The sequence below is a fragment of the Aquabacterium sp. genome, from assembly GCF_049317225.1.
Taxonomy (GTDB): domain Bacteria; phylum Pseudomonadota; class Gammaproteobacteria; order Burkholderiales; family Burkholderiaceae_C; genus Aquabacterium.
In genome coordinates this window covers 56,146-70,453 of record NZ_JBMOIR010000015.1, presented here as the reverse complement: position 1 = coordinate 70,453, position 14,308 = coordinate 56,146, and the positions used below count along the sequence as shown (strand labels likewise).

Genomic DNA, 14,308 nt, shown 5'->3' with positions numbered 1-14,308 from the left:
CGACGGTGACGGGCACCAGCACGATCAACGTGACGCCGGTCAACGATGCCCCGGTCAACACGTTGCCTAGTAACTTCACAACGACCGAAGATGTTGCTGTCAAGCTGACAGGTATTTCCGTTTCGGATGTGGATGTTAGTTCTGGTTCGGTGACGGTGACCCTGTCGGTAAACAGTGGCTCGCTGACTGCTGCCAGCGGCGCTTCTGTCGTGGTTGCTGGTTCCGGGACGGGTACCCTGACTCTCACCGGGACGCTGGCCAATATCAACAGCTATCTTGCATCCAGCACACTGGTACCGAGCTACACGCCAGCATCCAACGTCAATGGCACGGCGACGCTGACGCTCACGACCAACGACAACGGTAACACCGGGGCCGGTGGAGCCAAGACTGACACGGACACCAGCACAATCACGATCGGTGCGGTCAATGACGCCCCGGTGAACACGCTGCCAGCAAGCTTCACGACAAACGAAGACACGTCGGTCAAGCTGACGGGTCTCTCGGTGACGGACGTGGATGCCAACAGCGGCACGATCACAGTAACGCTGGCAGTCAATAGCGGCGCAATCACGGCAGCGAGCGCTGGTTCGGTGACCGTGGGCGGTTCGGGGACAGGCACGCTGACACTGACGGGCACGCTGGCTGACATCAACAGCTACCTGGCGTCGAGCACGACAGCCCCGGCCTACGTGCCAGTGGCCAACGCGAGCGGCACAGCCACGCTGACGATGACGACGAATGACGGTGGCAACACCGGCACGGGCGGCGCGCTGACCGACACGGATACCAGCACGATCACGATCAACGCAGTCAACGATGCGCCAGTGAACACGCTGCCAGCAAGCTTCACGACGAACGAAGACACATCGGTCAAGCTCACGGGTCTTTCTTTAGCGGACGTGGACGCCGGTACGGGCTCCATGACCGTCACACTTGCGGTGGCCAGCGGCACATTGGCCGCCACAAGTGGTGGCTCCGTGACCGTTGCAGGCTCGGGTACCGGTACGCTGACCTTGACCGGCACATTGGCCAACATCAACAGCTACCTGGCATCCAGTACGACGGCGCCCACTTATGCTCCCGCGGCGAATGCCAGCGGTGCGGTGACGCTCACGATGACCTCCAGTGACGGTGGCAACACAGGCTCCGGCGGGTCCATGACCGACACGGATACCACCACCATCAACATCACACCTGTGGCCGACACGCCGACCTTGACGGTCACGAATCGCAGCACCTCGCTGCTGTTCAACACCGGCTGGGAAACTGTGACCAACAGTGACACTACGTCCGAGCAGGTGAACGCGACAACCCTGGAAGGATGGACCCGTGTCGACTCTCCAGAAGTTGCAACGGGCGGCACCAACGCATTCGAGGTCTGGTCAAACGCCGACCAACAAGTGAACGCGACTGGTGGGACCAACACTGTCTATGCAGCACCTGGCAACGGCCGCAACTGGCTGGAGTTGAACGATGCGTCCAGCAACGTTCAGACCATCGGCATCAGTCGCTCCATCACGACGACGGCAGGCATGGCTTACGAGTTGTCATTGGACTATGCGGGACGCCCTGGCTACGCAGACACGTACACCACCATCTCCATCCAGCTGGATGGCGTGACGATTGCTAGCTATTCCAACACCAGCTCTTCGACTGCCATCGACTGGAAGCATCTGGGCGTATCGTTCATGGGCGACGGCGGCACGCACACCCTGTCCATCCTGACGACACCCACAGCCACCGATCCGAACGGTCGTGGCGCGATGATTGACAACATCAGCCTGATCGCGGTGAACGGGGTCACGGCTGGCAATGCCAGTTCTGGTGCTGCAACCGACATCGACCTTTCGAACTACATTGCTGCAGGCTTGACCGATACCGATGGGTCCGAATCACTCTCACTGACTTTGAGTGGCGTGCCCACTGGCGCACAAGTTGTGGCCGGCTCTCACGTCTACTCCGAATCTGGTGGGCTGATCACGTTTGCGGGCGCGGATCTCGATGCAGCCGTGCTGCGCTTGTCCAGCAGTTACCAGGGTGATTTGCATCTCTCCGTCGTTGCGACCGCGACCGAATCGGCCGGATCTTCCACTGCTAGCACGGTTTCGCAGACGGTTGACCTCCATGTGCTGCCAGTCAGCGGTGCGGTTTCCATGGTTGATGTGACCGATGCACCGGCCAGCCATATTTATGGCACGGCCAGCAACAACACCACGCTCAACGGCACCAGTGTTGCTGACGTGATTGATGGCTACGCCGGCAACGACACCATCAGCGCGGGCGGAGGTGCCGACTTCATCTTCGGCGGCGCAGGCAATGACACCATGACGGGGGGCTCTAGCTCCGATGTCTTCGGCTGGCGTTTCGCTGACGGCGGTACGGCGGGAACACCTGCACGGGACACGATCTCGGATTTCAGTCTGTCCTCGGTTGCCGCTGGTGGCGATGTATTGGATCTGCGTGACCTGCTCGTGGGCGAAAACACTGTGGGTGGCACAGGCAACCTGCAGAACTACATCGATTTCGATACCACGACGACTTCCGGGACGACGATCGTGCGCATCAGTTCGACCGGCGGTTTTGCGAACGGCGTCTACGACTCAACCCAGGAGACACAGCGCATTACCCTGACGGGGGTGGATGTGCGGACCGGTCTGGGCCTGACATCGACGGCAACCGACGCAGAGGTCATCGCCAAGCTCCTGACTGCCAACAAACTGATCGTCGATAACACCTGATTACCCGTTTCGCATAACGGCAAAAACAGAGGCCCCGATGTGATGAAGCACACATCGGGGCCTTCTTTTTGGGTTTTTACGCCCTCCAGACGGGGGGCTGTTTCACGACCCGTTCCATGATGCTTGGGCCTAAACTCGTTCCAGTTTCTCGAGCATCTAACGGACCCCACTATGCCCACACTCACCATGTCTGCAGGAACAGTCAAAGCTGTGTGGGGGCAGGCGTTCATCCGCATGCCGGACGGCAGCCTCCACCCACTGCATGTTGGTGACAAACTGAAGGGCGGGGAGCATGTGCTGACCAACGATGACAGCATCGTTGAGATCCAGCCGTTGGCTGTTCCGACCAAGGCCCCTGTCTTGGTTGAGGACGCCGACAAAGCCATTGACGCTTTGAATGCGGGTGTGGACGAGGCCGCACCTGAGGCAGGGCTGTTCGGTGGCGCCAACGGTGGGCTGTTGCCCGGCCTGCGCGTTGATCGCGTGATGGAAGGCGTGACACCGCTGAATTACGAGTTCGACACGGCTCGCACGCCGTCCGTCGTGCCACAAGCATCTGGGGCCGACCAACGTTTGCAGGGCGTTTCGTTGGACACGCCCATCGATACCCCCCAGCCCCCAGCGCCCGCCAAGCCCTATTTGGTGATTTACGGCGATGACGCAACGGAAGGCAGCCCGGTCGTGTTTCGCGTCACGCTCACCGAAGCACATACCGACGCCGTGTCGGTCACGCTGTCTCTCAAGCCCGGTATGGGCAGCGATGCCGATGCGCCGCCCGCCACACCGGGACTGGACACCAGCACACAACTTGAAGTGCTCAATCCAGCAACGAATGTGTGGGCGCCCCTGACATCAGCTCTGGTCTTTGCGCCGGGTGTGTCCGAGCTTCAGGTGCGGGTTGCCACCATCGACGACACGACTGTGGAGCCCGTGGAGTACATCCGAATGGAAGGCACCGTGACCGCCGGTGCCACGCAAAACACCGCTGCTGCGGCTGAGGCCGCGATCGCAGACAACGATCCTCCCTACCTGGTGGTCTATGGCGAGGACACCGTTGAAGGCGGTTTCGCCATGTTTTCGGTCCAACTGACACAGGCCAGCTACGAAGCGGTCACTGTCTCCCTCCGTTTGCAAGACGGCAGCAACCCATTGGAGTCGGCCACGGCAGGCATTGACACGACCGGATCGCTCGAATACCTCAACCCTCAGACAAACACCTGGGAAGCCGTCAACGGCAACTTGAGTTTTCAGCCTGGTCAGACTGAGATCCAGATTCGTGTCGCGACGGTGGACGACGTCAACGCCGAAGGCCTGGAATACATTCGCCTCCAGGCCGACGTGGTCGCCGGGCGCACCGCCAACACCACGGCCGCCAACGAAGCCGCCATCACCGACAACGATCCGCCTTATCTGGTGGTCTACGGCGAAGACACCGTGGAGGGTGGGTACGCCTCATTTTCCGTGCAGCTGACGCAGACCTCATCAGATGTGGTCACGGTCAATCTGCACCTGAAAGACGGCACCGATCCGTTGGAGTCCGCGACCGCTGGCGTCGACACCATTGGCCCGCTGGCGTACTACAACACCGCGACCCACGCCTGGGAGGCCGTGAGCGGCCCGCTGAGTTTCCAGCCAGGCGAGACCGAGATCCTGGTGCGCGTCGCCACCGTTGAGGACGCCTTGACAGAAGGCCTTGAATACATTGGCCTACAGGCTGATGTGATCGCCGGGACGACCGTGAACCCCACGGCCAGCAACCAGGCTGCGATCACCGACAACGAAGCCCCCATCGTGCTGCCCGACGTGGCCGCACACGTGTCTGCGCTGGATACCAATCTGCTCGTTGTGCTGGATGTTTCCAACAGCATGAACAACCCGAGCGGCATTGGCACCTTGACGCGCATGCAGGCTGCCATTCAGGCCATTGGCACCTTGCTCGACAAGTACGACGAATTCGGCAATGTGGCCGTACGCCTGGTCATCTTCTCGAATGATGCGGCCGCGCAGGGTGATCACTGGCTGACGGTGGCGGATGCCAAAGCCTTGCTGAGCACCATTACGACCGAAGATTCGACCAACTACGACCATGCATTGGCTCAGGCACAGGCGGCTTTTGCGACGGATGCCGACAAACTGAGCAATGCCCAGAACGTTGCTTACTTCCTGTCCGACGGCAACCCAACGCTGTCCTCAGATGCCCCGCTGAACAACACGTTCTACCCCGGCAAAGGATTCCAGAGCGGCAACATCACCCAGTCCACATTGGGTGATGGCATTGATGCCACAGAAGAGTCCGGCTGGATTGCCTTCCTGCAGGCCAATCACATCAAGAGCTACGCCATCGGCATGGGCACCGAGGTGTCTGACACCTACCTGAGCCCCATTGCCTACGACGCGCAGGCCTCCACCAACCTCGACGGTGTGGTCGTGACTGACTTTGCGCAACTCAGCAGCGTGTTGGCAGGCACCACGCAAGATACGGCTGGCGGCAACTTGTCGATTGCGGGCACGCTCAATCCTTCCAGCACCTTCGCCGCAGACCATGTGGCCAGCCTGACGATCGACGGTGTCACCTATGCGTACAACGCCAGCGTCCCGCAAGTCAGTGTCACCACGGCACTGGGTGGGGAGTTGGTGGTCAACATGCAATCGGGAGCCTACAGCTACCAGGCGCATGGCTCGGGCAGCGGTTTGGAGTCTGTCGCGTTCCAGCTCGCGGATGGCGCAGGAAATGTGGCGTCGTCCAGCCTGCAAATCACGGTGAGTCACACGCAAGTGCATGCCGGGACTGCTACCGCTGACACCCTGTCGGCCTCATCGTCGCCCGATGTTTTCATGGGCGGGGAGGGCAGCGATGTCTTCGCCTGGCACTTGTCCGACAGCAGCACGGCGGTCGACGTCATCAAGGACTTCAAGGTGGGCGTTGCCCCGACCATTGGGGACGTGCTCGACATGCGTGACCTCCTGCAGGGGGAGAACACGGCGGGTGGCGCAGGCAATTTGGCGCAATATCTGTCTTTCGCCGTGTCCGGCCATGACACCGTGATCTCAGTCAGCACCTCCGGGCAAGTGTCTACGGCGGTGGATCAGCAGATCGTTTTGCAAAATGTCGATCTGGCCAGCGAATTGGCCCTGGGCAGTTCGGCCAGCAACGGCGCCATCATTCAGGCACTGTTGAACAACAAGCAACTGCTCGTCGACCAAGCGTAAGCACACTCACCGGAACGCATGTTGAGCAGGTGACAATAGCCGGTGGTGCGAAAGCCCCGCCGGCCGCCCCGGATCTGCGGGCGCACCTATACTCAAACACAGTAACAACCCGGTTGAGTTTGCTCATGAAATTCCAAGGTACCGATCAGTACGTCGCTACAGAAGACCTGAAACTGGCCGTCAATGCGGCCCTCAAACTGCAACGTCCGCTGCTGGTCAAGGGTGAACCGGGAACCGGCAAGACCATGCTCGCCGAGCAAGTGTCCGAGGCCTTGGGCATGCCGCTGCTTCAGTGGCACATCAAGTCCACGACCAAGGCCCAACAGGGCCTCTACGAATACGATGCGGTCAGCCGCTTGCGCGACAGCCAGTTGGGTGACGAGAAAGTTCGCGACATCCACAACTACATCGTCAAGGGGACGCTGTGGCAAGCTTTTGATGCGGACCAGCAAGTGGCGCTCCTGATCGACGAAATCGACAAGGCTGACATCGAGTTTCCGAACGACCTGTTGCGCGAACTCGATCGCATGGAGTTCTACTGCTACGAGACGCGCCAGCTGATCAAGGCCAAGCATCGTCCGCTGGTGATCATCACCTCGAACAACGAGAAAGACCTGCCTGACGCCTTCCTGCGCCGCTGCTTCTTCCACTACATCCGCTTCCCCGATGCGGACACCATGAAGCAGATCGTGGAAGTTCACTTCCCCGGCATCAAGCAAGAGTTGCTGCAGGCGGCCATGCGCCAGTTCTACGAGGTGCGCAACCTGCCTGGCCTGAAGAAGAAACCCAGCACCTCGGAGCTGATCGACTGGCTCAAGCTGCTGGTTGCCGAAGACATCCCACTGGAAGTGCTGCAGTCCAAGGACGAAAAGACCACCGTGCCGCCGCTCGTAGGCGCGCTGCTCAAGAACGAACAAGACCTCAGCCTCTTCGAGAAGCTGGTCTACATGGCACGCCACAACCGCTGATCCCCAGGGTCAGAGCACATCATGCTCATCGACTTTTTCTTTGCGCTGCGTAAGGCTCGGCTCCCGGTCACCATCCCGGAATACCTGAGCCTGATCGAAGCCATCAAGGACGGCGTGATCGGCCCCTCTGTGGACGAGTTCTATCACCTTGCCCGCATGACGCTGGTGAAAAACGAAGCGCATTTCGACAAGTTCGACCGTGTCTTCGGTCTGTACTTCAATGGCGTGACCGAAGCCCTCGATCTGAACCGCGAGTTGCCGGCCGAGTGGTTGCGCAAGCACTTCGAGCGTGAGCTCAGCCCCGAAGAAAAGGCCAAGATCGAGGCGCTTGGGGGATGGGACAAGCTCATGGACCGCCTCAAAGAGTTGCTGGAAGAGCAGAAAGAGCGTCACGAAGGCGGCAACAAGTGGATCGGTACCGGTGGCACGTCGCCTTTCGGTGCCTATGGCTACAACCCGGAAGGCATCCGCATCGGGCAGGACCGCTCGCGTCATCGTCGTGCCGTCAAGGTGTGGGACAAGCGCGAATTCAAGGATTACGACGACACCATCGAGCTCGACACCCGCAACATCAAGGTCGCGCTGCGTCGCTTGCGCAAGTTCGCTCGCCAAGGGGCGGCGGAGGTGCTGGATCTGGATGACACCATCCACAGCACGGCGGCCAACGCTGGCATGCTCGACATCAAGATGATTCCTGAGCGGCACAACACCGTGAAGGTCTTGCTTCTGATGGACGTGGGTGGTTCGATGGACGACCACGTGCACCGTGTCGAGGAGCTGTTTTCGGCGGCCAAGTCCGAGTTCAAGCACCTCGAGTTCTATTACTTCCACAACTGCGTCTATGACTTCATGTGGAAGAACAACCACCGGCGCTTCACCGAGAAGATTCCCACTTGGGACATCATCCGCAAGTACAACAAGGACTACAAGCTGATCTTTGTGGGCGATGCGACCATGAGCCCCTACGAGATCCTGCAGCCCGGCGGCAGTGTGGAGTACAACAACGAAGAGGCCGGCGCAGAGTGGATCGGCCGACTCACCCACGCGTTTCCCAACTTCGTGTGGATCAATCCTGAGCCACAAGGCGTGTGGTCCTATCGCCAAAGCGTGGCCATCATGCAGCAACTCATGGGCGGGCGCATGTTCCCCATGAGCCTGCAGGGGCTGGAAGGCGCGATGCGTTTGCTTAGCAAATGACCTGGATGCCTGGTTGGCTGAGCCAACTCGGACTCGGCGTCCTGTGCGCCGGTCTGGGGGGGGCAGCGCTGGGTCAAGCCGCGCCCAGCACCCACCCGCTGGACGCACAATTGGCGTCATTGGAGGTGGATGCCGCCAGCGATGAGGGTAGTGACGCTACCGCGCCGGGCGGTGTGGCCCCGTCGTTGCTCGTGTGGCGCTTGAATGTGGATGCGCCAGAGCCGCTCGACACCCTGCTCGAAACCTACCTGGACGTGGCGCGGTTCGAGCGCGAGCTGGCCAAAGATACGTCGCTGCAGATCAGCCGCAATGAACTGCGGCGCCTGGTGGTGTCGGCGCCCGAGCAGGCCCGAGCCTTGCTCGATGCGCAGGGCTATTTCAATGCCCGAATCAGCACCTTCGTGCGCGACGCCAAGGGCAATGAGCCCATTCTCATCACCCTGCATGTGACGCCGGGTGTGCGCACCAAAGTCAGCAAAGTGCAGTTTGTGTACGAAGGCGACCTCGACACGCGAGCGTCCGATGGCGACGCCCGTGCACAAGCCTTGATCGCTGCAGTCGACAAAGCATGGAGCTTGCCCGTGGGCGAGTTTTTCACGCAGGACGGTTGGTCGGGGGCGCGCAATGCGGCACTGGCCCGCTTGCGGGCGCAGGGCTACCCGATGGCGAGTTGGAGCGGGACGTCTGCCACGGTCGACGCAGCCCAGCAAACGGCCAAGCTGTTTTTGGTGGCCGACTCCGGGCCGACCTTCCGTTTTGGCGACATCCGGGTCGAAGGCTTGAAGCGTCAGCATGCGTCGGCGGTGACCAACCTGGCCCCGTTCAACAAGGGCGATCCTTATCAGGAAAAGCAACTGCTCGATTGGCAGGAGCGCATCCAGAAGCTCAATCTGTTTGACAACATCTTTGTCAGCACCGACCTGGACCCCACGCAGGCCGATGCCAGTCCCGTTGTGGTGCAGCTGCGTGAGTTGCCCATGCAGGCGGCCACTACCGGGGTGGGTGTGAGCAGTGACACCGGGCCCCGTGTGTCTGCCGAGTACCTGCATCGCAACATCTTTGATCTGGGCTGGCAGGCCAAGAGTACCGTCCAGCTGGGGCGCCTGGACTCGCACGGGCAAGTCGATTTCACCTCTCACCCCTGGGAGGGCGGCAAGCGTGGACTGGTGTCTGGACAGGCGTCTTATCTGCTCGACAGCGACAAGGCGGCGACCACCAGCCAGCGTTTGCGCGTGGGCCAACTGCGAGAAGGCGAACGGCTCGAACGCACCGATTACATCGAGTACCAGCGTGCCCAGGTGCAATCCGCTGCCAATGTGCTGGTGTCGGACGCGCGCTCGGTGAGTTACACCACGCAATTCATCTTTCGCAATGTCGACAACCAGGTCTTGCCCACTCGAGGTACGACCACGCTGGCGCAACTGTCTGGCGGGCGCAGCTACTCGGCCTCCAGTGAGACAGGTTATTTTGGGCGGTCGTATGCACGCGTGACCTGCTACCAGCCCTGGCCGTGGAATTGGCACATGAGTGCGCGTGCAGAGCTCGGGCAGGTGTTTGCGGCAGACACGGTCACGGTGCCGGACACCTTGCTGTTTCGCGCAGGCGGCGACGAATCCGTGCGCGGGTATGCCTACCGGTCTCTGGGTGTGATCAAAGACGGCGTGGTGACGGGCGGGCGCTCTCTGGCCACGGCCAGTCTGGAGTTGGGGCACCCGTTGCTTCAGCGCATGCCCAGCCTGTGGGGCGCCGTGTTTGTGGATGCAGGTGATGCCGCCGATCGCTTTGGTCACTTGCAAGCGAATGTTGGCTACGGCGCCGGCATTCGCTGGCGTAGCCCGGTCGGGCCGTTGCGATTGGACATGGCATACGGCACCAAAGTGCAGGACTGGCGTATCCATTTCAGCGTAGGGGTGAGCTTGTGAGTGAGGCTCATCGCATGGCCGGGTTGCGACGCGTGGGGTGGTTGCGCGCCCTGTTGCGTGGCGTGGCTGTGCTGTTGATGGCGCCGCTGCTGGCCATCTTGTTGCTGTGGGCCTTGGCGCACACCGAGTGGTTTACACAGTGGCTGGTGCCTCGCATTCCCGGCATTACCGTGACAGAGCCTCGAGGGGCACTGGTGGGGGACTTCTCGGCACAGCGGCTGGTGGTGCATTTGCCCCGGGGCGGGGCGTTGCTTCTGCAAAACACCGGATGGTCCGGCATGCAGATTTATCCCAGTTTGGACAACGCCTGGCATGTCGGGTTGACGATGTCCGAATTGAGGGCTCAAAAGCTGGACCTCCATTGGGTGACCGATACACAGGCACCCGCGTCATCAGGCCCCCCCCAAGATGTGGCGCTGCCTCTGTCCATTCACACAGATCGTTTGCGGGTGGACGTGGCACACAGCGACCTGTGGGGCGGCAAGTTGCAAGAAGTCGTAGGCGTGGTCTCTTTGCAGGCAGGTGTGTTGCCCGTTGAGCACCGCATTCAACTGCAGAGCCTGACATGGCATGGCTGGCGGCTTGCGGGGCAAGCGCAGATCGGCGTGAGTGGGCCAATGCCTGTCCAGCTTGCGCTGCGTGCGACATCGGTATGGCCGGATCGGGCCCAAGGGACGCTGAATGTGGCCCTGCGCGGTCCCTTGAGTGACTTGCGCATTCAGGCTTCGGGTGTGTTGCAGCCCGCACAACGGGTTAGCCAATCGCTGGATCTAGAAGGGCATTTACAGCCCTTTGCTGCGTGGCCGGTATCCGGATTGAAAGCGTCCGCCAAGGCACTCGATTTGAGTCAACTGTTGAGTAGCTTGCCACGCACGTCCTTGAGCGGCGTGGTGGAAGTGGCACCCGCGCAGACCTTGTCGCCCACGCAACATGCACCCGGCAAGCCCAGTTCGTTGGGTGTCAGCGATCTCGGCATGCGTATCAATGTGCGTAACGCCGATGCGCGGCCTTGGGATCAGCATGGTTTGCCTGTTCTGTGGCTCTCGGGTGGGGTGACGATGCACGATGTGTCGCGACTCCAAACCTGGCAGGACCTGTGGGCGGCGGCCTTGTGGGATCTGCACGCGGCCTTGCCCACCAACCAGGCGTCGCGCACGGCCACGTTGGCCCTGAGCGGTAGCCTCAATCGTGGCAACACCCTTCGCATTGCGCTGGATGGCGTGGAGCCGCAGGCCTTGCATGCGCGTGCACCCGCTTTGCAATTGCAGGGGCAAATCAAGTGGACGCCCGATGCCGTGGACTCATCCACCCCAGCCCTGTCGGTGGAGGATCCGCGAGGCACGATGGATGCCCAACTGAGTGGTCGCTATGGCGCGGCTTATGCCCAGCCTCAGCTCGCACGAACTATGCGTGCTGGGGCGCAGGACGTCAGCCTTGAGTTCAGTGCACACAAAGCGTCGCATGCCTTGAAAGTGACGGCCATGCGGATGGCCTCAGGGGCTGCGCAAGCGACCTTGCAGGACGCCGAGTTAAAGTGGGGCGAGAAAGTCGGCCCCACATGGACCGCTGCGGGCCTGTTGAAAGTAGCGCAATTCGACCCTCAGGTCTGGTTGCCATGGCCCGCAGGCATGGCAGGCAAAAATCACCTGTCGGGTGATGTGCAGTTCAATGTGGACGCCAACTGGCGAGGCGAACTCTCGGCGCACCTGCAGCCCAGCATGTTGGCTGGCGTGCTGGTGAGCGGTGAGGGGCATTGGTCCTCACCAGCAGGGCGTCAACGCATGCAGTCCTCGCTGACGTTGGATGTGGCCGGTAATGCCCTGCAAGGTGAACTGGAGTTGCCGTGGCGCCTGGGACCTCAGCAAACGCCTCAGATCATGCCGGGGATGCGGTGGAGCGCCAAAGTGCAGGCGCCGGCTTTGGGGGCGCTCCAGCCGCTGGCCCCGATGTTGGCGGCCCGGCGTCTGGCCGGGCAAGTGAACCTCTCTGCCAGTGGGGTGGGGCAGTGGCCTCGGCTGGTCACCAGTGGGCAGGGGACGGTATCCGGTTTGGAGTGGCAAGCCGATACGGGTGGCGCAGTGCTTTCGCTTCAGCAAGCCAAGGGTGAGTGGCAAGTCGACATGACCCAAGCCGATGCGCAGGTGCGTGCGGTCGTGGGGTTGAAACAGCTGCGCGCTGGTGCCATGCGTCTGAATCAAGCCGATGTCACATTGGGTGGTCGCACACAGGATCACCATGGTCAGGTCCAGGCCATCCTGACCCAGGCAGGGAGCGATTCGGCCTCCGCCTCCGCTATCAGAACCTTCAACATCAAGGCGGGTGTTCAGGGCAACCTGCTCTGGCGAGACGATGCCCAGGGCTGGCAAGGTGAGATCAAGGACGTGGCGGTGCAAGTGTTGCGGTCCGGCGAGAGCCTGCAGCGACAGGCCTTGCTCATGTCTCGTGCATCCCTCGACTGGCGCCAGGATGCAAAGGGTGAGCGCTTGCGCATCAGCCCCACAACGCTGCTGCTCATGGGTGCGGATCTGAAACTGAACAAGCTTGACTGGTTCTGGCCGGATCGCAACACGGACGTGGTCGGGCAAGCCGAGGCGTCACTCGAACTGGCGCCGTTCAACTTGCCTGCGCTGCTCAATCGGTGGCAGCCTGAGGCGGGATGGGGCGGCGACCTGATGCTGACCGGGCGGCTGAGTTTGAAACACAGCCAGCAGCAGCCATGGGTCATTGATGCAATGGTGATGCGACAGACGGGCGACGTGACCCTTTCTGAGGCGACGATTGATGGCAACACGGCGCAGCATCTGGGCATCCGTGAGGCGAAGGTGAGTTTGCAGTCTCGCAACGGCGTTTGGACGCTGGACGAGATATTGGATGGCCGGTTGCTGGGGACGCTGGTGGGCCATCAGGTGGTGCAAACGCAGGATGCACGACAGTTGCCGGGGCGCGAGGATGCACTCGTGGGCTCACTGGACTTCAAGATTGGCAACCTGCGGCCCTTGGGAACCTGGCTGCCAGCAGGTTGGCGGATGAGCGGGCAAATGCTGGCCCAAGCCAAACTGGCGGGCACGCTTGGCGCCCCGCAATATCAGGGACAGGTGTCCGGTGAGAGCCTGGGGCTGGCCCAAACCTTGATGGGGGTGAACCTCACTGACGGGCGTTTGCAAATGACGTTGCAAGGCAGTCAGCTCCAGCTCCAGACTCTGCAGATGCGGGCCGGCCAGCAAGGTGGCTGGCTGACCGCGCAAGGCGAAGCGACCTTGGGTGAACAGCCGCAGGCATCGGTGCGGATCAAGGCGGATCGCTTTCAGGCGTTGCAGCGGGTGGACCGGCGAGTCATGCTCTCAGGTGAGGTCGCAGCCTCGCTGACCGGTGACGACTGGCGCGCAGAGGGGCAGGTGCATGTCGATGAAGGGCTGATTGACATCAGCAAAGGCGACGCGCCTGTGGCGGGGGACGACGTTTACGTGCTCAATCGCCCTGGCAGTGACGAGGCAGCAGTGGAGGCTTCTGGCGGTGGACGAAGCAAGTCCCAGAGAAAGGCTTCCGTGGCGCTGGACGTTGACCTGGGCGAGCAGCTTCGCTTGAAGGGGCGGGGGCTGGATGCCTTGCTAACCGGGCACGTGAAGGTCACCACGCCTGCCAATCGGCCATCCTTGCAAGGCACCATCAAGGCTGAAAAGGGGACGTTTGCTGCCTATGGTCAAAAGTTGGTGATTGAGCGCGGCGCCATTTCATTCACGGGTGCCATTGAAAACCCGCGTCTCGATATTTTGGCGATGCGGCCACAGTCTGCCTCGGCCACAGCCAGTGATGTCAAGGTGGGCGTCACCATCACCGGGACGGCGCAGGATCCTCGCATTCGTTTGTACTCCGACCCCAGCATGTCCGAAACCGAAAAGCTGTCTTGGCTGGTGTTGGGGCGCGCGCCGACGGGACTGGGGGGCGCCGACATCGGCTTGCTGCAGTCTGCAGCGGTGGCCTTGTTGTCGGGTGAGGGCGCGTCGCCCACAGACAATCTGATCGGCTTGCTGGGGCTGGACGAGCTGTCCGTCAAGCAAACCGAAGGCACCGTTCGGGATACGGTGGTCAACGTCGGCAAGCAAGTGTCGAGATATTGGTATGTTGGCTACGAACGCAACCTCAACGCCACCGGGGGCAACTGGCAGTTGATCTATCGCCTGGCCCAGCGCTTCACCTTGCGAGCGCAAGCCGGTGTCGACAATGCGGTGGACCTGATCTGGTCGTGGCGGTGGGATTGACCACCGCGGCC

General features: G+C 61.4%; 6 protein-coding genes. All 6 read left to right on the top strand.

Annotated elements, in window-relative coordinates; all coding sequences use genetic code 11:
• The coding region (locus tag ACOYNB_RS10685; protein ID WP_422839056.1) for a beta strand repeat-containing protein at nt 1–2,741 on the top strand (2,741 nt) is incomplete at its 5' end.
• Nucleotides 2,742–2,912: 171 nt separating this feature from the next.
• Nucleotides 2,913–5,951, top strand: a complete 3,039-nt coding sequence (locus tag ACOYNB_RS10680) for a type I secretion C-terminal target domain-containing protein (RefSeq protein WP_422839055.1) — start codon at nt 2,913–2,915, stop codon at nt 5,949–5,951.
• A 125-nt stretch (nt 5,952–6,076) separates the two neighbouring features.
• The gene (locus ACOYNB_RS10675) at nt 6,077–6,919 is read left to right on the top strand and encodes an AAA family ATPase (RefSeq protein WP_422839054.1); all 843 of its coding nucleotides are present in this window, start codon (nt 6,077–6,079) and stop codon (nt 6,917–6,919) included.
• 21 nt (nt 6,920–6,940) lie between these two features.
• Complete coding sequence (locus ACOYNB_RS10670; RefSeq protein WP_422839053.1) at nt 6,941–8,116, top strand: vWA domain-containing protein; 1,176 nt, start codon at nt 6,941–6,943, stop codon at nt 8,114–8,116.
• A 5-nt stretch (nt 8,117–8,121) separates the two neighbouring features.
• Complete coding sequence (locus ACOYNB_RS10665) at nt 8,122–10,038, top strand: autotransporter assembly complex protein TamA (protein WP_422839052.1); 1,917 nt, start codon at nt 8,122–8,124, stop codon at nt 10,036–10,038.
• 14 nt (nt 10,039–10,052) lie between these two features.
• Nucleotides 10,053–14,297 carry a translocation/assembly module TamB domain-containing protein gene (locus ACOYNB_RS10660; RefSeq protein WP_422839051.1) on the top strand — a complete coding sequence of 1,415 codons (4,245 nt, stop codon included), beginning with the start codon at nt 10,053–10,055 and terminating at the stop codon, nt 14,295–14,297.
• Nucleotides 14,298–14,308 lie beyond the last annotated feature (11 nt).

Coding starts and splice junctions, on each gene's coding strand:
- ACOYNB_RS10680 (WP_422839055.1), top strand. CDS start 2,913: ATGCCCACACTCACCATGTCTGCAGGAACAGTCAAAGCTGTGTGGGGG.
- ACOYNB_RS10675 (WP_422839054.1), top strand. CDS start 6,077: ATGAAATTCCAAGGTACCGATCAGTACGTCGCTACAGAAGACCTGAAA.
- ACOYNB_RS10670 (WP_422839053.1), top strand. CDS start 6,941: ATGCTCATCGACTTTTTCTTTGCGCTGCGTAAGGCTCGGCTCCCGGTC.
- ACOYNB_RS10665 (WP_422839052.1), top strand. CDS start 8,122: ATGCCTGGTTGGCTGAGCCAACTCGGACTCGGCGTCCTGTGCGCCGGT.
- ACOYNB_RS10660 (WP_422839051.1), top strand. CDS start 10,053: ATGGCCGGGTTGCGACGCGTGGGGTGGTTGCGCGCCCTGTTGCGTGGC.